General features: G+C 42.8%; 18 protein-coding genes and 4 tRNA genes. 21 read left to right on the top strand and 1 reads right to left on the bottom strand.

Annotated features, from left to right (window positions below):
- The first annotated feature begins 181 nt into the window (after nucleotides 1-181).
- The 21 genes from rpsU (at nucleotide 182) to ACYPWY_RS09830 (ending at nucleotide 18,463) form a co-directional block, all read left to right on the top strand.
- On the top strand, nucleotides 182-373 hold the full coding sequence (gene rpsU, locus ACYPWY_RS09930; RefSeq protein WP_459685373.1) for a 30S ribosomal protein S21: 192 nt from the start codon (nucleotides 182-184) through the stop codon (nucleotides 371-373).
- Nucleotides 374-433: 60 nt separating this feature from the next.
- Nucleotides 434-1,318: a tyrosine recombinase XerC gene (locus ACYPWY_RS09925; RefSeq protein WP_459685372.1), complete on the top strand. Its 885-nt coding sequence runs from the start codon at nucleotides 434-436 to the stop codon at nucleotides 1,316-1,318.
- A 14-nt stretch (nucleotides 1,319-1,332) separates the two neighbouring features.
- Nucleotides 1,333-1,632, top strand: coding sequence for a ribosome hibernation-promoting factor, HPF/YfiA family (gene hpf, locus ACYPWY_RS09920; protein ID WP_459685371.1), 300 nt, complete (start codon nucleotides 1,333-1,335; stop codon nucleotides 1,630-1,632).
- A 419-nt stretch (nucleotides 1,633-2,051) separates the two neighbouring features.
- Nucleotides 2,052-2,126, top strand: a tRNA-Thr gene (locus tag ACYPWY_RS09915).
- 122 nt (nucleotides 2,127-2,248) lie between these two features.
- A tRNA-Gly gene (locus ACYPWY_RS09910) sits at nucleotides 2,249-2,321 on the top strand.
- 36 nt (nucleotides 2,322-2,357) lie between these two features.
- Nucleotides 2,358-2,888, top strand: a complete 531-nt coding sequence (locus ACYPWY_RS09905; protein ID WP_459685370.1) for an NYN domain-containing protein — start codon at nucleotides 2,358-2,360, stop codon at nucleotides 2,886-2,888.
- A gap of 12 nt (nucleotides 2,889-2,900) precedes the next feature.
- Nucleotides 2,901-2,973, top strand: a tRNA-Thr gene (locus ACYPWY_RS09900).
- Between the two features lie 95 nt (nucleotides 2,974-3,068).
- Complete coding sequence (gene tuf, locus ACYPWY_RS09895; RefSeq protein ID WP_459685369.1) at nucleotides 3,069-4,256, top strand: elongation factor Tu; 1,188 nt, start codon at nucleotides 3,069-3,071, stop codon at nucleotides 4,254-4,256.
- Nucleotides 4,257-4,556: 300 nt separating this feature from the next.
- The gene (locus tag ACYPWY_RS09890; RefSeq protein WP_459685368.1) at nucleotides 4,557-5,249 is read left to right on the top strand and encodes a hypothetical protein; all 693 of its coding nucleotides are present in this window, start codon (nucleotides 4,557-4,559) and stop codon (nucleotides 5,247-5,249) included.
- A 9-nt stretch (nucleotides 5,250-5,258) separates the two neighbouring features.
- Nucleotides 5,259-5,331 (top strand) — tRNA-Trp (locus ACYPWY_RS09885).
- A 17-nt stretch (nucleotides 5,332-5,348) separates the two neighbouring features.
- Nucleotides 5,349-5,540: a preprotein translocase subunit SecE gene (secE, locus tag ACYPWY_RS09880; RefSeq protein ID WP_459685367.1), complete on the top strand. Its 192-nt coding sequence runs from the start codon at nucleotides 5,349-5,351 to the stop codon at nucleotides 5,538-5,540.
- A gap of 24 nt (nucleotides 5,541-5,564) precedes the next feature.
- Complete coding sequence (gene nusG, locus ACYPWY_RS09875) at nucleotides 5,565-6,110, top strand: transcription termination/antitermination protein NusG (RefSeq protein WP_459685366.1); 546 nt, start codon at nucleotides 5,565-5,567, stop codon at nucleotides 6,108-6,110.
- 75 nt (nucleotides 6,111-6,185) lie between these two features.
- Nucleotides 6,186-6,629, top strand: a complete 444-nt coding sequence (gene rplK, locus ACYPWY_RS09870; protein ID WP_459685365.1) for a 50S ribosomal protein L11 — start codon at nucleotides 6,186-6,188, stop codon at nucleotides 6,627-6,629.
- A 20-nt stretch (nucleotides 6,630-6,649) separates the two neighbouring features.
- Nucleotides 6,650-7,348: a 50S ribosomal protein L1 gene (gene rplA / locus ACYPWY_RS09865; protein ID WP_459685364.1), complete on the top strand. Its 699-nt coding sequence runs from the start codon at nucleotides 6,650-6,652 to the stop codon at nucleotides 7,346-7,348.
- A gap of 14 nt (nucleotides 7,349-7,362) precedes the next feature.
- A complete protein-coding gene (gene rplJ / locus ACYPWY_RS09860) occupies nucleotides 7,363-7,878 on the top strand; it encodes a 50S ribosomal protein L10 (protein WP_459685363.1) in 516 nt (171 codons plus the stop codon).
- Between the two features lie 48 nt (nucleotides 7,879-7,926).
- On the top strand, nucleotides 7,927-8,301 hold the full coding sequence (gene rplL / locus ACYPWY_RS09855) for a 50S ribosomal protein L7/L12 (protein WP_459685362.1): 375 nt from the start codon (nucleotides 7,927-7,929) through the stop codon (nucleotides 8,299-8,301).
- 100 nt (nucleotides 8,302-8,401) lie between these two features.
- Nucleotides 8,402-12,214, top strand: coding sequence for a DNA-directed RNA polymerase subunit beta (rpoB, locus tag ACYPWY_RS09850; protein ID WP_459685361.1), 3,813 nt, complete (start codon nucleotides 8,402-8,404; stop codon nucleotides 12,212-12,214).
- A gap of 108 nt (nucleotides 12,215-12,322) precedes the next feature.
- Nucleotides 12,323-16,606, top strand: coding sequence for a DNA-directed RNA polymerase subunit beta' (rpoC, locus tag ACYPWY_RS09845; RefSeq protein ID WP_459685360.1), 4,284 nt, complete (start codon nucleotides 12,323-12,325; stop codon nucleotides 16,604-16,606).
- A 204-nt stretch (nucleotides 16,607-16,810) separates the two neighbouring features.
- On the top strand, nucleotides 16,811-17,635 hold the full coding sequence (locus ACYPWY_RS09840; protein ID WP_459685359.1) for an outer membrane protein assembly factor BamD: 825 nt from the start codon (nucleotides 16,811-16,813) through the stop codon (nucleotides 17,633-17,635).
- Between the two features lie 33 nt (nucleotides 17,636-17,668).
- Nucleotides 17,669-18,001 carry a DNA-directed RNA polymerase subunit omega gene (locus ACYPWY_RS09835; protein WP_459685358.1) on the top strand — a complete coding sequence of 111 codons (333 nt, stop codon included), beginning with the start codon at nucleotides 17,669-17,671 and terminating at the stop codon, nucleotides 17,999-18,001.
- Nucleotides 18,002-18,004: 3 nt separating this feature from the next.
- A complete protein-coding gene (locus ACYPWY_RS09830; RefSeq protein ID WP_459685357.1) occupies nucleotides 18,005-18,463 on the top strand; it encodes a DUF4293 domain-containing protein in 459 nt (152 codons plus the stop codon).
- A 461-nt stretch (nucleotides 18,464-18,924) separates the two neighbouring features.
- Here the strand turns inward: ACYPWY_RS09830 and pnp are convergent, their stop codons facing one another.
- A complete protein-coding gene (pnp, locus tag ACYPWY_RS09825) occupies nucleotides 18,925-21,114 on the bottom strand; it encodes a polyribonucleotide nucleotidyltransferase (protein WP_459685356.1) in 2,190 nt (729 codons plus the stop codon).
- Nucleotides 21,115-21,605 lie beyond the last annotated feature (491 nt).

Raw genomic sequence — 21,605 nt, 5'->3', positions numbered from 1 at the left:
ATTAAGTTTTAAATTTGCAGCCCGAAACAGGAGGGAGGTTTGATTAAAACGTAGCTTAAATATCAGCATAATAAAATGATTCACGAGCCTTGGGAAGGTTTGTGGCTAGTTGTTTAATTAAACACAGAATTAAGAAATTGATTAATAAATTTAGAAAACAAATTAAGAAACAACCATAATTATGATTATTGTACCAATTAAAGAAGGCGAAAATATAGAAAAAGCCTTGAAAAAATTTAAAAGAAAATACGAAAAAACAGGAATTGTAAAAGAATTAAGACGCCGTCAAGCCTTTGAAAAACCGTCAGTTACAAACAGAAAGCAGAAAATACATGCTGCTTATGTTCAAAAACTGAACAGAATAGAAGACTAATTTCTTGCTTTTAAGAAAAAAAAGCCCTATTTTCGTTATCCAATAGAATAGCTTCAAAGGATGACGATAATTCAAAAATATTTAAGTTATCTCCGTTATGAAAAGAATTACTCTTTACATACGGGGATTTCTTATTCTAAAGACCTCAGCCAGTTTGAGGAGTTTTTGAAGTCTCATTCGGAAAGCCTGTCGTTGCTGGATATTGACGGAGATGTGGTGCGGATGTGGATTGCCTCGCTGATGGAATCGGGCATAACGGCACGCACCGTCAACCGGAAGTTAAGCGCACTGAAATCGTTCTACCGCTATTTGGTGCGGATAGGCGAACTGTCGGCAAACCCGATGAAAAAAATCGTAGGGCCCAAAATGAAAAAGCCTTTGCCTTCGTTCGTCAATTACCGCGATATGGAGCAGGTTTTGGATGACGAACAGCCGTCCGACGATTTTGAATCGTGCCGCGATCATACAATTATTGAGCTGTTTTATGTAACCGGAATGCGAAGAGCCGAACTTATCGGCTTGAAGGACGAAGACGTAGAACTCCCGGCCAATCAGATACGCGTTACCGGAAAAAGGAACAAGCAACGAATAATCCCTTTTGGCGAGGGCACAAAAAAACTGCTGGAAGAATACATCGAAAAAAGAAATGAACTGGTACAAAACCCTTCGGGCTACTTCTTTGTTAAAGAAAATGGGGAAGCTGTTTATCCGGCGCTGGTTTACCGGATTGTACGCGCCGCCCTCCAATACATCCCGACATTGGAACAGGCAAGTCCCCACGTTCTGCGCCACTCGTTTGCGACGGGCATGTTGAATAATGGCGCCGAGCTGAACGCCGTAAAAGAATTGTTGGGGCATTCGAGCCTGGCATCTACCGAAGTTTATACACATACTTCATTCGAAGAATTAAAAATGATCTATAAAAAAGCTCATCCAAGAGCGTAAAAAAGGAGGTAAATATGGAAATAAGAATTCAGGCAATTCATTTTGATGCCGCAGAAAAGTTGACAGATTTTATTCAGAAAAAAGTCTCTAAGCTCGAAAAATATTCCGATGGAATTATCGAAGCCGAAGTTACACTAAAAGTGGTGAAACCCGAAACCGCCAACAACAAGGAAGTTTCGATAAAGCTACTTGCAAAAAGCAGCGAGTTTTTTGCAAGCAAAATAGCCGACACATTTGAAGAGGCCGTAGATATGGGTGTAGAAGCCTTGGAAAAACAAATACGGAAGTCGAAAGAGAAGACGAATTTGAAATAAGAAGGAGGAATAATGAAAAAGCCCTGCACGGTTTTAGTGCGGGGCTTTTTCGGTTGTAATTAAATAAAGTGGAACATACCGAAAATGTGTGTGGGTAGATATTCGAACACAGAAAGAACGCAAATTACGCAGATTACACAAATAAATCACTCTTGTTTTGAGAATTGACCGATTTAATAATATATAAATTGCGATAATTCGCGTAATCTGCGCAATTTGCGTTCCTGTATTCCATGTTCTCTGTAGTGATAGTTATCAACCACGGTTCTTTGGGGAGAGCTTAATTTATTCCCAATAGCAATAACAGAAAAAATGAAATGCGCGAAACTGAAAAAATAAACCTCATAAAGTTTTGCAAATAAGAAAATAATTTCTAATTTTGTCGCCGTTTCACGTAAAAGTGGAGCGTTGGTATCAATGCCTCTTTAGCTCAGTCTGGCCAGAGCGCGTGATTTGTAATCTCGGGGTCGGCGGTTCGAATCCGTCAAGAGGCTCGAAGTGAAACGAAGGAGTGGACAGGGGGAAAGTAGTGGTTTTATGATTTATTTTGATAACTTAATTTGTTGTTATCGCTTGTTAATCAAACTATTTTCTTACTTTTGTCCGAAAGAACATTGCGGAAGTAGCTCAGTTGATAGAGCATTAGCCTTCCAAGCTGAGGGTCGCGGGTTTGAGCCCCGTCTTCCGCTCTTTGAATAGTTAATCGTTATAGAAAAGAATAAGTTATGGCAGCATTTGTTTATTTAGATAATTCCAATTTGTGGATAGAAGGAAAACGGTTGGGGGCGGTATATCGTGGTACATCACCGGATATTGTTACTGCAAGCGAAACGAGAGATTTCGATAACACATTCAGGCTTGATTTTGGTAAGGTGCTGGATATAGCGAATAATAAGCCTATCAAAACAGCTAAGTTTTATGGCTCTCGTCCTCCTGAATCAGATTCTGTTTGGAATATGGCGGAAAAAGTAGGGTTTGAGCCTATTATTGTTGACAGGAATTACAACAATAAAGAGAAAGGGGTGGATACTCAGTTGGTCGTTGACATGCTTAGCGATTGTATAGATGCAGATCCTACCAAAGACGTTTTTATTCTTATTGCTGGCGATGCGGATTATATCCCTGTAATACGAAAAATTAAGAGTAAGAATTTTCGTGTGCAAGTGTTGTTTTGGAATCATGCATCAATAGAATTGAAAAAAGAAACGACATTTATATCACTTGACGGATATTTTAATGAAATTCGAGTTAAGTGATAATAATTTTAAGCCAATGTAGCTCAGCTGGTAGAGCACTTCCTTGGTAAGGAAGAGGTCACGGGTTCAAGTCCCGTCATGGGCTCTGATTTTTGTTTTTGTAACGTGTGTTTGCTAAACACATATTTTTTGAATAGTAATAAAACGAGCAATCATTAATTAAATAAATACATTTTTATTATGGCAAAAGAACATTTTAACCGGTCGAAACCACACGTAAATATCGGTACAATCGGTCACGTTGACCACGGTAAAACAACTTTAACTGCTGCCATTACTACCGTATTGGCGAAGAAAGGACTTTCAGAAGTAAAATCTTTCGATCAAATCGATAACGCTCCTGAAGAAAAAGAACGTGGTATCACTATTAATACCTCACACGTAGAGTACGAAACAGCTGTTCGCCACTACGCTCACGTTGACTGTCCGGGACATGCCGACTATGTGAAGAACATGGTAACCGGCGCTGCTCAGATGGACGGAGCTATCATTGTAGTAGCTGCAACCGACGGACCTATGCCTCAAACTCGCGAACACATCCTTCTGGCACGTCAGGTAAACGTACCTAAATTGGTGGTGTTTATGAATAAATGCGACATTGTTGACGACGACGAAATGCTTGAACTGGTTGAAATGGAAATGAGAGAACTTCTTTCATTCTACGATTTCGACGGCGACAACACCCCTGTTATCCGCGGATCTGCTCTTGGAGCATTGAACGGTATTGCACAATGGGAAGAACAAGTAATGGAATTGATGAACAATGTTGACACATGGATTCCACTGCCTCCCCGCGATGTTGACAAACCATTCTTGATGCCGGTTGAAGACGTGTTCTCTATCACAGGTCGTGGTACAGTAGCAACAGGTCGTATCGAAACAGGTATCATCAAGACAAGTGAAGAAGTTCAAATCATCGGACTTGGCTCGGAAGGTAAAAAATCGGTTGTTACCGGTGTAGAAATGTTCCGTAAGATTCTTGACGAAGGTCAGGCTGGTGATAACGTAGGTCTTTTGCTTCGTGGTATCGACAAAGACGAAATCAAGCGTGGTATGGTAATTTGCCATCCCGGAAAGATTACACCTCACACTATCATCAAAGCAGAGGTTTATATCCTGAAAAAAGAAGAAGGTGGCCGTCATACACCATTCCATAACAAATATCGTCCTCAGTTCTATATCCGCACATTGGATGTAACCGGAGAAATTACGCTCCCCGAAGGAACCGATATGGTTATGCCGGGTGATAACCTGACAATTACCGTAGAGCTGATTTACCCGGTAGCATGTAACGTAGGTCTTCGTTTCGCTATCCGCGAAGGTGGACGTACAGTAGGCGCCGGTCAGATCACCGAAATTATTGAATAATACAGACTATTTCATTTGGGAGAGGATGAGAGTAGTTCTCTCCCAAAGAAATAAATGTAATATTTTAGGAATTATTAATTAAGTCGCGATGAATAGTACCTATAGGGATGAGTTACAGACCTTGCTTTTCGAAGCTACAGGAACTCGTAATGTGTTAGACATTCCATTGGATAGATTTGAGGATAAATCCAAGATTGTATTCAAAAAAGTTAGAGGTAGTGTTCGCCTTATGAATGGGATGTTTGCAACAGAAGCCGAAGCAGAGTCTTATATAGATAAGGTTTTAAGCGCGAGGTTGCCATGACAGGGGAGAATGTATTAATTGAGAATTTAGTTTATCTCCATGACTTGTACATTAGATCAAGAGAAGCTATTGCCTTTCTTGAGAATTATGATAGGGAAAAAAAGTCGTATCTTGGGCCTCATAATGAATTGAGGAATGCTTTTGACCATGTCATGAGAATGATTGAAAAGCGAGATGATAGCGCTGGAAGTCATGAGGAATTTAGAGGGGCAGAGAGTCATCTTTTAAGGGCAGGTTATGATGCTTACGAGCTAATTTGCATAATTCATATTGATTACATAAAAAATGTGTTAGGTGAATATTCAAGTGATGAGATTAATGGAGGTTTTCCTGAATATTACAAAAGTATCCGTCCTCAAATTTTTGACATTGAAAAAGCAACAGCAAAAATAAGGGAAATAAAAAGACAAGAAAGAGATTTTGATACAAAAGTCAAGGACAGTGTTTTAGGAAGCGATACTTATGAGTATTATTTTGAGGCTGCAAGCCGTTTGGAAAATTTTGTAAGAGAAGTGGACAGACATATTCCTTCAATAGGAGAATTTCATCAGGAATTAATTAAAAAGCAGGAGAAACAACAAAAAGACGATTTAGAACGCCAGCAAAAAGAGAAAAAATGGAAACTAGTAAATATTATTGGTTGGGCGATTGCCCTATTGGTGTCTATATTGGCTATTTTATTTAGATAAAGACAATTTACGGGTGTAGCTCAGTTGGTAGAGCACTGGTCTCCAAAACCAGGTGTCGGGAGTTCGAGTCTCTCCACCCGTGCAAAATCGTAAGATTAAATGAAGAAGATATTTAACTATATTAAAGACTGTTACAACGAACTTGTATATAAAGTTTCTTGGCCTACAAAAGCAGAGCTATCCAGCAGCGCTATTGTGGTTTTAATTGCTTCCCTCATAATGGCAATCGTATTATTTGGGGTGGACTCATTGTTTGAATGGGCATTGAAACTTTTCTACGGACTTGTATGAACTCTAACTTGAAGATTTAAAAAAATGACTGAAATCGAAAAGAAATGGTACGTTTTGCGTGCTGTTAGCGGAAAAGAAAATAAAGTCAAAGAATATCTTGAGTCAGAGATGAGGAAGACCGACTTAGGAAAGTACATTTCTCAGGTTCTCATCCCAACCGAAAAGACTTATATCGTCCGTAACGGGAAGAAGGTTTTGAGAGAAAAACCTTATCTCCCCGGCTACATCCTGATAGAAGCCGCTTTGGTTGGCGAAGTTGTTCACGAACTAAGGAACATTAATTATGTAGCCGGTTTTCTACCGGATGCAATTAATCCCCAGCCATTGCGTCAATCCGAAGTAAACCGGATATTGGGCACCATGGACGAGTTGGACGAGCAAGAGGGCGAAATGGACATTCAATACATTGTTGGCGAAAACGTGAAGGTTACCAGTGGGCCATTCAACGGATTCTCGGGCATTGTAGAAGAAGTGAATACTGAGAAAAAGAAACTTAAGGTGATGGTTAAAATCTTTGGACGTAAAACGCCATTGGAATTAACCTATATGCAAGTCGAAAAAGAACAATAACAAGTTTTGTTACGTGCTCGGACATTGTTCTTTCTTGATTTCTAAATCAAAAAACAAAATTAAAAACAACAAGAAATGGCTAAAGAAATTGCTGGACAATTAAAACTTCAAATTAAAGGCGGTGCAGCAAATCCATCTCCTCCTGTAGGCCCTGCATTGGGTTCGAAGGGGATTAACATCATGGACTTTTGCAAGCAATTTAATGCCAGAACTCAAGACAAAGCAGGTAAAGTAGTGCCAGTGGTCATTACCTACTATGTTGACAAGTCGTTTGATTTTATTGTTAAGAATCCACCTGTGCCAATACAATTACTTGAGGCGGTTAAGCTTAAAAGCGGATCGGCAGAACCCAATCGTAAAAAAGTAGCTGAAGTAACTTGGGAACAAGTGCAAGCTATCGCCGAAGATAAAATGGGCGATTTAAACTGCTTCACGATTGAATCTGCACTGAAAATGGTTGCCGGTACAGCAAGAAGTATGGGTATCACAGTAAAAGGGGCTTTCCCGGATGTTAAATAACAAAACTTCAATTGAAAGAAATGAGTAAACTTACAAAAAATCAAAAGTTAGCTTTCAGTAAAATTGAAGCGGGAAAATCTTATACACTGAAAGAAGCTTCGGCTTTAGTGAAAGAAATCACAAACACAAAGTTTGACGCTTCGGTTGATGTGGATGTTCGCTTGGGTGTTGACCCGCGAAAAGCTAATCAAATGGTAAGAGGGGTGGTATCTCTGCCCCATGGAACAGGAAAACAGGTGAGAGTGCTGGTATTGTGTTCGCCCGATGCAGAGGCTGCCGCTAAAGAAGCTGGCGCCGACTACGTTGGTCTTGACGAGTACATCGAAAAGATCAAAGGCGGATGGACAGATATTGACGTTATCATCACACAACCTGCAATTATGGGTAAGATAGGCGCTTTAGGCCGTATTTTAGGACCTAGAGGATTGATGCCAAACCCCAAGAGTGGAACTGTAACAATGGATGTTGCAAAAGCTGTATCCGAAGTAAAATCAGGTAAAATTGATTTTAAAGTGGATAAAACAGGTATCATTCATGCTTCAGTAGGTAAAGTGTCGTTTACAGCCGATCAGATAAGAGATAATGCAAAAGAATTTATCGCAACGCTGATTAAACTGAAACCGACAGCTGCTAAAGGTACTTACGTTAAGAGTGTATTTCTTTCAAGTACGATGAGTCCGGGTATCAAAATTGACCCTAAAACCGTAGATGAAAATTAAAAATTGACTGGATTATGAGAAAGGAAGAAAAAAGCGCTATAGTAGAAACAATCGCCACTACCATCAAGGAGTACGATAACTTCTACCTGACTAATATTGCTTCGCTTAACGCGGCAAAAACAAGTCGGTTGAGACGCGAATGCTTTAAGCAAGACATCAAGTTGCTGGTCGTTAAAAACACATTGCTGAATAAAGCCCTGGAATCGCTTGATACCGATTTTTCGGAATTGGCTCCTGCACTTACAGGCAACACGGCAATCATGTTTTCTAATGCCGCCAATGCACCTGCCAAACTGATTGAAAAATTCGCCGGAAAGGACACCGTTCCTTCACTCAAAGCGGCGTATGTTCAAGAAAGCTTCTACGTGGGCGCAGAACACTTGAAAGCATTGATCAATATCAAGAGCAAGAACGAACTTATTGGCGATGTTATTGCAGCATTGCAGGCGCCGGCCAAGAATGTTATCTCGGCTCTTCAATCGGGAGGAACTACTATCCATGGGGTATTAGAGACTCTGTCAAAAAGATAATTTATTTTAATTAACAAGAAGTAATAACAACTTTAAAACATATAAAAAATGGCAGATTTGAAAGCTTTTGCTGAACAACTAGTAAATTTAACTGTAAAAGAGGTTAGCGAATTAGCTGAAATCCTAAAATCAGAATACGGTATCGAACCCGCTGCTGCAGCTGTTGCTGTTGCCGGCCCTGCGGCTGGCCCTGCGGCTGAAGAAGAAGTAAAAACTTCTTTTGATGTAATCCTTAAAGCGGCTGGCGCAAACAAATTAGCAGTGGTTAAAGCTGTTAAAGAATTGGCCGGATTAGGTTTGAAAGAAGCTAAAGATTTAGTTGACGCTGCTCCAAGCGAATTGAAAAAAGGTGTAACAAAAGATGAAGCAGATTCATTGAAAAAACAACTGGAAGAAGCTGGAGCTGAAGTTGAACTTAAATAAAACTGTCCTGTAATCAGGGTATTTGGTTAGGAACCTTCGTTGAGAAGGTTCTTAACCTTTTTGCGTCAAAAATAAATAAGTTCATAAAATAGAGTATCCCATGTCTTCAACAACAAATAAACAAAGAGTCAATTTTGCTTCAATCAAGAATCCGCTACACTATCCGGATTTTCTTGAAGTACAATTAAAGTCGTTTCAAGATTTTTTACAACTTGATACACCACCGGAAAAAAGAAAAAAAGAAGGCCTGTACAAAGTTTTTGCCGAAAACTTTCCGATAACCGATACGCGTAACAATTTTGTTTTAGAGTTCTTGGATTATTTCATCGATCCGCCTCGTTACACAATTGATGAGTGCGTTGAACGCGGATTAACATACAGTGTGCCCCTCAAGGCAAAACTCAAACTGTATTGTACCGACCCCGATCATGAAGATTTTGATACTGTAATTCAAGATGTTTATCTTGGATTAATCCCGTACATGACAGAAAAAGGTACTTTCGTTATAAACGGCGCCGAACGTGTTGTTGTATCCCAGCTTCACCGTTCACCGGGTGTTTTCTTCGCCCAAAGCCTGCACGCAAACGGAACTAAACTGTATTCTGCCCGTATAATACCTTTCAAAGGTTCGTGGATAGAGTTTGCTACCGACATCAACAATGTCATGTATGCATACATTGATAGAAAGAAAAAATTACCGGTTACAACATTACTTCGGGCAATTGGGTTTGAAAGCGACAGAAACATTCTGGAAATATTCGACCTGGCCGAAGAGGTGAAAATAACCAAGCAAAATCTGAAAAAAGTGGTTGGGCGCAAATTAGCAGCCAGGATACTGAAAACATGGATGGAAGATTTTGTTGATGAAGATACCGGAGAGGTTACATCTATAGAACGTAACGAAGTTGTTATAGAACGCGAAACAATACTCGAACAAGATCATCTTGACGAGATTCTGGAATCGGGCGTTTCATCTATCCTTTTACACAAGGAAAGCCAGAACAGCTCCGACTACACCATTATCTATAATACGCTGCAAAAAGACCCGAGTAACTCGGAAATAGACGCGGTTCGTCATATTTACAGGCAGCTGCGAAGCGCCGAACCTGCTGATGACGCCAGCGCGCGTGAAGTTATAAACAGCCTTTTCTTCTCGGAAAAGCGGTATGACCTGGGCGAAGTTGGACGTTACAGATTGAACAAAAAATTGAATCTGTCAACAGGCGACGACATCCGTGTTTTGACCAAAGAAGATATTATCGAAATCATTAAATATCTGATTGAGTTGATAAACTCGAAAGCGATAGTTGATGACATCGACCACTTGAGCAACCGGCGTGTACGCACAGTAGGCGAACAGTTGTACAACCAGTTTGGCGTAGGCCTGAACCGTATGGCGCGTATCATCCGCGAAAGGATGAATGTGCGTGATAACGAGGTGTTTACTCCGGTAGATTTGATTAACGCCAAGACCATTTCGTCGGTTGTTAATACATTCTTCGGCACAAATGCCCTGTCGCAGTTTATGGATCAAACCAACCCCTTGGCCGAAATCACCCACAAACGCCGTATGTCGGCGCTTGGACCCGGTGGACTTTCGCGCGAAAGAGCAGGGTTTGAGGTGCGGGACGTTCACTATACGCACTATGGCCGTTTATGCCCGATTGAAACCCCTGAAGGACCAAATATCGGTTTGATTTCCTCGCTTTGCGTATATGCCAAAATCAATGAACTCGGATTTATTGAAACACCTTACCGGAAGGTAGCTAATTCAAAAGTTGACCTCTCGGAAAAAGGCATTATTTATCTGGCTGCCGAAGAAGAAGAAGAAAAAATTATAGCACAGGGAAACGCCCCCTTGAAAGAAGACGGATCATTTATCCGCACGCGTGTCAAATCGCGTCAGGATGCCGATTATCCGGTAGTTCCTCCGGGAGATGTGGAATTGATGGACGTTTCGCCAACGCAAATCGCATCCATCGCCGCCTCGTTGATTCCTTTCCTCGAACATGATGATGCCAACCGCGCCTTGATGGGCTCGAACATGATGCGTCAGGCTGTTCCGTTGTTGCGTCCCGAGGCGCCTATTGTGGGTACAGGTATCGAAGGACAATTGATTAAGGACTCGCGGACACAAATTGTGGCCGAAGGAGCCGGAGAAGTTGTTTATGTGGATGCCGGCACAGTTAAAATTAAATATGACCGTACAGAAGACGAAGAATTTGTAAGCTTCGAGAATTCTATTAAAACATATACTATTCCGAAATTCAGAAAAACGAATCAGAATACCACCATCGACCTTCGCCCTATTTGTGTAAAAGGCGAGCGGGTTGTTCGCGGTCAGATATTGACCGAAGGTTATTCGACTGAAAACGGAGAATTAGCGCTTGGTAAAAACCTGAAAGTGGCTTTCATGCCCTGGAAAGGCTATAACTTTGAGGATGCGATTGTATTAAACGAACGCATCGTGCGCGAAGACATCTTTACATCCATCCACGTAGAAGAATTTTCGCTGGATGTGCGCGATACAAAACGCGGTGTGGAAGAACTCACCTCGGATATACCGAACGTGAGCGAAGATGCAACCCGCGATTTGGACGAAAGAGGTATTGTCAGGATTGGCGCCCGCGTAGGTCCCGGAGATATTCTTATCGGTAAAATTACGCCGAAAGGAGAATCCGATCCTTCACCCGAAGAAAAATTGCTTCGCGCCATTTTCGGTGATAAAGCCGGCGATGTGAAAGATGCCTCCCTGAAGGCCTCTCCATCGTTGAAAGGCGTTGTTATCGGCACCAATTTATTTTCTAAAGCATCGAAAAAAGGGAAAACAAAACTTTCGGCCAAAGCCATGCTGCCCAAGCTGGATGAAGAGTACGAAGTGAAGATGGGAAAGCTGAAAGGCATACTTGTTGACAAACTGCTTGTGTTGACCGACGGCAAAACATCGCAAGGCGTGAAGGATTACCTGAATGTTGACGTCATTGCAAAAGGCGCCAAGTTTACCAAAGCCGCTCTTGATGCAATAGATTACGAATCTATTCAAGTGAGCAAATGGACGACTGACGAACACAAGAACGAACTGATTAAATATGTGATAGTTAACTATCTGCGCAAGTACAAGGAACTGGATGCCGAACTGAAACGTAAACGTTTCGATTTAATCATCGGCGACGAACTTCCTTCGGGCATTGTGCAGGTGGCAAAAGTATATGTCGCTAAAAAACGTAAGGTTCAAGTAGGGGACAAGATGGCCGGACGCCATGGTAACAAAGGTATCGTGTCGCGTATTGTCCGTCAGGAAGATATGCCTTTCTTACCCGATGGAACCCCCGTTGATATAGTACTGAACCCGCTGGGTGTGCCTTCGCGTATGAACCTGGGACAGATATTTGAAACCGTGCTTGCCTGGGCAGGTAAGGAATTGGGCGTGAAGTTCGCAACACCTATCTTCGACGGTGCAAGCCTCGACGATTTGAATGCATGGACTGATAAAGCCGGAGTTCCCCGCTATGGAAAAGCCTATTTGTGCGATGGCGGAACCGGTGACAGGTTCGACCAGCCGGCAACAGTAGGTATCATCTACATGCTGAAACTGGGACACATGGTCGAAGATAAAATGCATGCCCGTTCAATCGGCCCCTACTCGCTGATAACACAACAACCACTTGGCGGTAAAGCGCAATTCGGTGGACAGCGTTTCGGAGAAATGGAAGTCTGGGCGCTCGAAGCATTCGGCGCAGCCCACATCCTGCAGGAAATCCTGACTATCAAATCGGATGATGTTGTTGGACGTTCAAAAGCATACGAAGCCATTGTAAAAGGTGAGCCAATGCCACTGGCCGGTATCCCCGAGTCGTTGAACGTACTTCTTCACGAAATGAAGGGATTGGGTCTTAGTGTAACACTGGACTAATTGAATAAAGAATGAATAATTGAGAATAAATTTATTCTTAGTTATTCATTTACATAGTGCATTAATAAAATTATAACAAAATACAATTAACTCTTTATACAGTAAAACATGGCTTTTAGAAAAGAAAATAAAGTAAAGAGTAGTTTCTCAAAAATCACACTGAGCTTGGCTTCTCCCGAAGAAATTCTGGAAAACTCGAGCGGTGAGGTATTGAAACCCGAAACAATAAATTACCGTACATATAAGCCCGAACGGGACGGACTTTTTTGCGAACGTATCTTCGGCCCCGTAAAAGACTACGAATGTCATTGCGGGAAATACAAGAGAATACGTTATAAAGGCATCGTCTGCGACCGTTGCGGCGTGGAAGTTACCGAAAAGAAAGTACGGCGCGAACGTACGGGGCATATCCATTTGGTTGTGCCGGTAGCTCATATCTGGTACTTCCGTTCTTTACCTAATAAAATAGGTTACCTGCTTGGCGTGCCGACCAAAAAACTGGATTCCATTATCTATTACGAACGTTATGTCGTTGTCCAAGCCGGAATCAAGGAGGAAGAAGGAATTGCCGAAAAAGACCTGTTGACAGAAGAAGAATACCTGAACATCCTCGATACACTTCCAAAAGAAAACCAATTGCTGGAAGATACCGATCCCAATAAGTTTATTGCGAAAATGGGAGCAGAGGCTGTTTATGATATGCTGTCCCGAATCAACTTGGATTCGCTGGCCAATCAACTTCGCCACAAAGCGAACACCGATACTTCGCAGCAACGCAAGAATGAAGCCTTGAAACAGCTTCAGGTTGTAGAGGCATTTCGCAGTTCAAAAGCTAAAAATCGTCCCGAATGGATGATTATGAAAATCGTTCCGGTTATTCCGCCCGAATTGCGTCCCTTGGTTCCGCTAGACGGAGGCCGCTTCGCCACTTCGGATTTGAACGATCTTTATCGTCGCGTTATTATTCGTAACAACCGTTTGAAACGTTTGATCGATATTAAAGCGCCGGATGTAATCCTGAGGAATGAAAAACGTATGCTTCAGGAAGCGGTCGATTCACTGTTCGATAACTCGCGTAAATCGAGCGCCGTTAAAACCGATGCCAATCGCCCCTTGAAATCTCTTTCGGACAGTTTGAAAGGTAAACAGGGACGTTTCCGCCAGAATTTGCTGGGTAAACGAGTCGATTATTCGGCACGGTCGGTAATCGTTGTCGGCCCCGAACTGAAAATGCATGAGTGCGGTTTGCCAAAAGATATGGCAGCCGAACTATATAAACCGTTTGTTATCCGTAAACTTATCGAACGCGGTATTGTGAAAACGGTAAAATCGGCAAAAAAAATCGTCGATCGCAAAGAGCCGGTCGTATGGGACATCCTCGAATATGTAATGAAAGGACATCCTGTATTGCTCAACCGTGCTCCAACCCTTCACCGTTTAGGTATTCAGGCTTTTCAGCCAAAAATGATTGAAGGAAAAGCCATTCAGTTGCACCCCTTGGCTTGTACGGCGTTCAATGCCGACTTCGACGGCGACCAGATGGCGGTTCACTTGCCATTGGGCAACGAAGCCATTCTGGAAGCGCAAATGTTGATGCTCGCATCGCATAATATCCTGAATCCGGCCAATGGAGCGCCTATCACCGTGCCATCGCAGGACATGGTTTTGGGATTGTATTATATCACCAAAATACGTCCGGGAGCATTGGGCGAAGGCCTGAAATTTTATGGCCCCGAAGAAGCCGTTATTGCCTACAACGAGAAAAAAGTGGATATACATGCCTTGGTAAAAGTGTATGTACGCGACTTGGACGAAAATGGCAACACCGTAACAGTAATGCATGACACCACCGTAGGACGTGTATTGGTCAACCAGCACACCCCTGCCGAAGTGGGCTACATCAACGAAGTGTTGTCGAAAAAATCCCTCCGCGATATTATCGGTAATGTGATTAAGCTGGCCGGTGTAGCAAAAACCGCCGAGTTCTTGGATAACATCAAAGATTTGGGATATATCATGGCCTTTAGAGGCGGTCTTTCGTTCAATCTGGAGGATGTAATCATTCCGGCTGAAAAAGAAAAACTCGTACAGGAAGGATACGATGAAGTTGAGCAAATCCTTGCCAACTACAACGTGGGATTCATCACCTATAACGAACGTTACAATCAGATTATTGATATTTGGACGCACGTAAACTCGAGATTGTCGAACATTTTGATGAAACAGTTGTCGGAAGATAACCAGGGATTCAATTCTGTTTATATGATGCTGGATTCGGGCGCCCGTGGTTCTAAGGAACAAATCCGCCAGCTTTCGGGTATGCGTGGATTGATGGCGAAACCTCAAAAGAGCGGGGCAGAAGGCGCTCAGATTATTGAGAACCCAATCCTCTCCAACTTTAAAGAAGGCTTGTCGGTGCTGGAGTACTTCATCTCTACCCACGGCGCGCGCAAAGGGCTTGCCGATACAGCCCTGAAGACAGCCGATGCCGGTTATCTGACCCGTCGCTTGGTGGATGTGTCGCAAGATGTTATCATCAACGAAGAAGACTGTGGAACACTGCGCGGATTGGTATGTACCGAACTGAAAAACAACGAAGAAGTTGTTGCTTCTTTGTACGATCGTATTCTCGGTCGCGTATCGGTTCACGATATACAACATCCGCTTAGCGGTGAAATCATCGTTCAATCGGGTGAAGAAATCAAGGAAGATGCCGCCGCTATTATCCAAAGTTCGCCTATCGAACGGGTAGAAATACGTTCCGTATTGACCTGCGAATCGAAAAAAGGTGTTTGCGCCAAATGTTACGGCCGTAACCTGGCAACGAATGGTATGGTTCAGAAAGGTGAAGCTGTGGGTGTTATCGCTGCACAGTCCATCGGTGAACCCGGTACACAGTTAACATTGCGTACATTCCACGTTGGGGGTATCGCATCAAATATAGCTGCCGAAAACAGCATTGTTACAAAATATGACGGTATATTGGAAATCGACGACCTGCGTGTAGTTGATGTAACCGACGAAAACGGCAAGAAGCATCAGGTTGTTGTGAGCCGTTTGGTTGAGTTGCGTGTTGTTGATCCGCATACAAAAATCGTACTGCTTACCCACAATATTCCTTACGGAGCAAAACTATTCTTTAAGGACGGAAATACGGTGAAGAAAGGCGATACTATTTGCGAATGGGACCCATTTAACGCCGTAATCATATCGGAAGTAACCGGAAATATCCGCTTCGAGAACTTAATAGAAAATGTTACATACAAAGTTGAGTCCGACGAGCAAACCGGTTTGAGGGAAAAAATCATCATCGAATCCCGCGATAAAACGAAAGCTCCCGAAGCACACATCGTTGACAGCAAAGGAAATATTATCAAGACATACAGTTTGCCATTGAGCGCCCACGTTGTGAAAGAAGAGGGCGATGAAATGAAAGCCGGGGATGTGCTTGTCAAGATACCTCGCGCTGTGGGTAAAGCCGGCGATATAACAGGGGGTCTTCCTCGTGTAACCGAGTTGTTCGAAGCGCGTAACCCATCCAATCCGGCTGTTGTGTCGGAAATAGATGGCGAGGTTTCGTTCGGCAAAATCAAACGTGGTAACAGGGAAATAGTTGTTACGTCCAAAATGGGTGAAACCAAGAAGTACCTTGTTCCGCTGTCGAAACAAATCCTTGTGCAGGAAAATGACTTTGTGAGAGCAGGTATGCCGCTTTCGGACGGAGCGACTACGCCATCGGACATATTGGCAATCATGGGGCCAACCTCAGTTCAGGAATACATTGTGAATGAAGTTCAGGATGTATATCGTCTGCAAGGTGTGAAGATTAACGATAAACACTTTGAAGTGATTGTGCGCCAGATGATGCGTAAAGTAGAAATTGTTGATCCGGGCGATACACGTTTCCTCGAGCAACAAGTCATCGACAAATACGAAATGATGGAAGAAAACGACCGCATCTGGGGCAAGAAAGTTGTTATAGATGCAGGCGATTCAACCGCATTTGAGGCAGGGCAAATTGTAACCGCACGAAAACTCAGAGATGAGAATTCGATGCTGAAACGCCGCGACCTTCGTATCATTGAGGTAAGAGATGCCGTACCGGCTACCGCCAATCAGATACTGCAAGGTATAACCCGCGCCGCGTTGCAAACAACCAGCTTTATGTCGGCCGCTTCGTTTCAGGAAACAACCAAAGTATTGAACGATGCCGCCATCAACGGAAAAGTAGATAAGTTGGACGGATTGAAAGAAAACGTTATTTGCGGACGATTGATTCCTGCCGGAACAGGTCAACGCGAGTTCGAGAAACTTGTTGTTGGCGCCAAAGAAGACTTCGACAGAGTTTCGGCCAACCGTAAAACCGTTGTGGATATTGACACCGTAGAGTGAAATGAAAATAGCTGAATAAAATAGTCGTGAAAGAGGAGCGGATTTATATACCTCCTCTTTCATTCACTAATTAGAAACGTTCAAGATTTTTCACCGAAAAATTTAAACAGACTCTAAATAAGACTAAAATAACAGCCTTTTTTTTACGATACGGAAGCCATTACTTAAATTTGGGTATTAAAACTCTGAATCATATAATTATAAATGAAGAAGATTCTTTTCCTTTTGTCCCTTGTAATTGTGTTCGCAGCTTGTGGCGAATACAATAAGATATTGAAAAGTACAGATTATGAGTTGAAATACACTTATGCCAAGAAATACTTTAACGAGAAAAAATACGGACGCTCCATCACTTTATTGGAGGAGTTGGCGCCTATTTTGAAAGGAACCTCGAATGCTGAAGAATCATTGTTTCTTTTGGCTCAGTCGTTTTACTACGATAAAGATTATGCCTCTGCCACACAGTATTATATTACCTATTACACAACTTATCCGAAAGGCGAATTTGCGGAACTGGCACATTACAATTCGGCATACGGCATGTATCTCGATTCTCCCGACCCTCGTTTAGATCAGGCCAGCACGTATAAAGCCATACAAGAATTTCAGAACTTCCTCGAGCTTTATCCACAAAGCGATAAAGTGCAGTTGGCGCAGGAATACATGTTTGAGTTGCAGGAAAAACTGGCATACAAAGAATACCTGGCCGCCAAGCTGTACTACAACATGGGAAACTACATGGGAAATAACTACGAAGCATGTGTAATTACATCGCGGGAAGCATTGAAAAATTATCCGTTCTCAAAATTAACGGAGGAATTTCAGGTATTGATTCTGAGATCACGTTTCGATCATGCGGTGAACAGTATTGAAGAAAAGAAAGCTTTGCGTTTCAGGGATGTAATAGACGAACATTTTAATTATTTGAATATGTTTCCAAACGGGATATACCTGAAAGAATCCCAAAACTATTATAAAAAGGCAATAGAATACATTGATGAACCTACGCCTGAAATAGAAAATAAATAACAAACGATAACGAAAAAATAACCCGATAAAAATATGGACTACAAAAAATCAAATGCTCCGGGCTCAACCATTACACGAGATATGATGTCTTTGAGTAAAGATACCCAGAATATATATGAGACTGTCAGGATTATAGGAAAGAGATCGAACCAAATATCTGTTGAAATGAAACAGGATTTGGATAAGAAGCTTCAGGAATTTGCGTCTTATGGCGATAATCTGGAAGAAGTTTTCGAGAACAGAGAGCAGATAGAAATCTCCCGCTACTACGAAAAACTGCCTAAATCAACGCTGCTCGCGGCTCAGGAATACGTGGAAGGGAAATTATATTACCGTAATCCGGCCAAAGATAAAGACAATTTCTAAAAGATGATGCAGCGAATACAATCGGTATATCTGTTGCTCGTTGTTGTGTTGATGGGGTTAACGCTCTCATTTCCGTTGGCAACTTTCATCGACAAGGCTGGTAATTTGTTCGAGCTGGCGTCTTGGGGTATTCTCTCCGAATGTCAGATATCGGCATATCCCATCCGGGGAATTATCCCCATTGGATTGATCGTTGCCCTTATCGCTCTTGTGGAGATTTTCTGCTACAAAAAGCGAAAATTGCAGATAAAGCTATCCCACATCAATACCTGTCTGATTATCCTTTTTTATATAACAGTGGCTGTTTATGCCTGTTCCGGTCAACAAAAGTTGGAACTGACATTCCCGAGAATTGAGTTTAGCTTAGCCCTGCCAATAATAGCCCTGATATTTAATGTATTAGCTCTGATTAATATTAAGAAAGACGAAAAACTAATTCGCTCCCTTGATAGAATAAGGTAAAAAGTTTATTGTAGATAAATAATAAAAATCCGGCAGCAGAATGTTAGTTCTTGCTGCCGGATTTTTTTTGCTGGGTTTTGTCTGTCATTGCGGGATCCGACCCGCAATCTCCCGAGCATGGCGCAAAATTCCTTACATTGCACAACGAATTGTAGGGGCGTATGGCATACGCCCGATACACGCACCGTCAAAACGCACTATTGCATGTATTTTGATTATCGTGTGCTGGGCGTATGCCATACGCCCCTACGAACGCAACCGATGTGATTTGATTATTGTGTATTTCGGGCGTATGCCATTCTCCACAATTATTTGCGTGAATTGGCGTAATTGGCGTTCTTTCTGTATTCTGCATTTTCCGTATGCTAATTTCTACAAACATGCCGTCCTCACAAAAAAAGAAGAATCGCACCGAAACCGGCATGATTCTTCTTACAATATATTCTCAATAAGTCCTAAACTTATTGACCTTCTTCTTTCTTTATAACCGGTCTGTCAATAGTCGGTCTGTCAATCGCCGGTTTGTCGGGTCGTGGAGGGCGGGGTAAAAGCGCCTTGCGCGACAGTTTGAACTTACCTGTCTTGGGGTCTATTTCAATCAGTTTTACTTCTACAATATCGCCTTCTTTCAATCCGACCGATTCGATGGTTTCTATTCGTTCCCATGAATATTCGGAGATGTGCAGCAATCCGTCTTTACCCGGAAGGAATTCGCAGAATGCACCGTATGGCATAATGGAGCGAACCTTCGCCTGATAAATTTCGCCGACTTCGGGAACGGTAACGATGGCTTTGATTTTAGCCACAGCCGCTTCGATAGATTCTTTCCGGTTGGAGGATATTTCAACGCGTCCGGTGTTGTCAATTTCTTCGATGGTGATAACACTGCCGGTTTCTTCCTGCAAGCCTTGTATGATTTTTCCACCGGGGCCAATCACAGCGCCAATGAAGTCTTTCGGTATGATAATCACTTCGATGCGAGGAACATTCAATTTGAAGTCTTCTCTTGGTTCGGATAGTGTTTCCAATATCTTGCCCATAATATGGAGGCGACCTTCGCGTGCCTGATTCAAGGCATTTTCGAGAATTTCGTACGACAATCCATCTACTTTAATATCCATTTGTGTGGCGGTAATTCCGTCTTTGGTTCCACAAACCTTAAAGTCCATATCACCCAAGTGGTCTTCGTCTCCGAGAATATCGGAAAGTATGGCGTACTTTGTGCCTTTCTTTTCCGAAATAAGTCCCATGGCGATACCTGTTACCGGTTTTTTGATTTTCACACCGGCATCCATCAGCGCCAGTGTTCCGGCACAAACGGTAGCCATTGACGACGAGCCGTTCGATTCCAATATATCCGATACAATGCGCACAACGTATGGGTAATTCTCGGGGAGCATTGGTTTTAATGCCCGGTGAGCCAGGTTTCCATGACCAATTTCGCGGCGACCTACACCTCTTTGCGGTCTTGCTTCGCCGGTCGAAAATGGCGGGAAGTTGTAATGCAACAAGAAGCGTTCGCGACCATTGTTGAGCACATCGTCGATGATTTTTTCATCCAATTTTGTACCTAATGTTACGGTTGTCAGCGATTGTGTTTCTCCACGGGTGAAGATGGCCGATCCGTGTGGTTCGGGAAGCGGGCTTACTTCGCTCCAGATTGGGCGGATTTGTGTGGTGGTACGCCCGTCCAGTCGTTTACCTTCGTCGAGGATGGAACGGCGCATGGCTTCTTTTTCCACATCGTGGTAGTAACGCGAAATCAAACCGCCTTTTTCAGCCAGCGCTTCTTCTTCCAGGCCGGCTTTGTATTCTTCTACAATGGCGGCGAAATTGTCAACGCGCTCGTGCTTGTTTGTATTGCAGGATGTGGCGATGGCGTAGGCCTTGTCGTAACATTTTGCCCAAACGTCTTTACGCAAATCTTCGTCATTCACTTCGTGGCTGTAGGCGCGTTTTTGGGTGGCGCCGCAAAGTTCGGCCAACTCAAGTTGAACCTGACATTGTTTTTTAATGGCTTCGTGAGCTACTTTAATGGCTTCGAGCATTTCGGCTTCCGACACCTCTTTCATTTCGCCTTCCACCATCATTATATTGTCTAACGTGGCGCCGACCATAATGTCCATATCGGCTTTCGCCAATTGCTCGAATGTAGGATTTATCACAAACTGTCCGTCAACACGCGCCACCCTCGCTTCCGAGATAGGGCCGTTGAATGGGATGTCGGACACGGACAAAGCCGCCGATGCCGCCAATCCGGCCAATGCATCGGGAATATCGACGCCATCGGCAGAATACATGGTTATTGTAACAAAAACTTCGGCATGATAATCGTCGGGGAAGAGCGGGCGAAGCGCACGGTCAACCAAGCGGCATGTCAGAATTTCATAATCGGAGGTGCGACCCTCTCTTCTCGTAAAACCTCCGGGGAAGCGGCCAAAAGCAGAAAACTTTTCTTTGTACTCCACTTGCAACGGCATAAAATCAACGCCCGGATTTGCATCTTTTGCCGCACATACTGCAGCCAGTAACACGGTGTTTCCCAGTGTTACAGTTACCGAACCATTGGCTTGTTTAGCCAATTTTCCGGTTTCAATGGTGATAGCCCTTCCATCACCCAAGTCGATACTCTTTGTAATCGGATTCATCATAAATTTTTTATACTAACTTCTAATTCCCGCAAAGGTAAATAAAGTTTTTCATTCTGTCAGAATGAATTGCAAGAATAGTTGATAGGGATTTGTAATATTGGAACGCGGATTACGCAAATTACACAGATTTCCGCAAATAATTTTATTTTTCGCCCTTTTTTTGTGTGTCTGTCATTGCTGGCCCCGACCCTCAATCCCCCAAGCGCGAACACAACCCCATGCATTGCAGAACGCATCGTAGGGGCGTATGGCATACGCCCAGCACACGCACCATCGAAATGCGCAAATGTTTCATCATTGCATGTATTTTTGATTGTCGTGCATCGGGCGTATGCCATACGCCCCTACAATTGTGTCGTGCAATGCACAGGGCTGAGCTGTGAATTCCTACCAACAATTACACATTCCTACCTTTTTCAATTGGATTTTCACCTTTTTTTCACAAAATCACTTGTTATATAATAAAAACAGCGTATATTTGACGACTGTTT

Source organism: Viscerimonas tarda, assembly GCF_054601255.1.
This window is presented reverse-complemented; position numbering and strand designations above follow the sequence as displayed.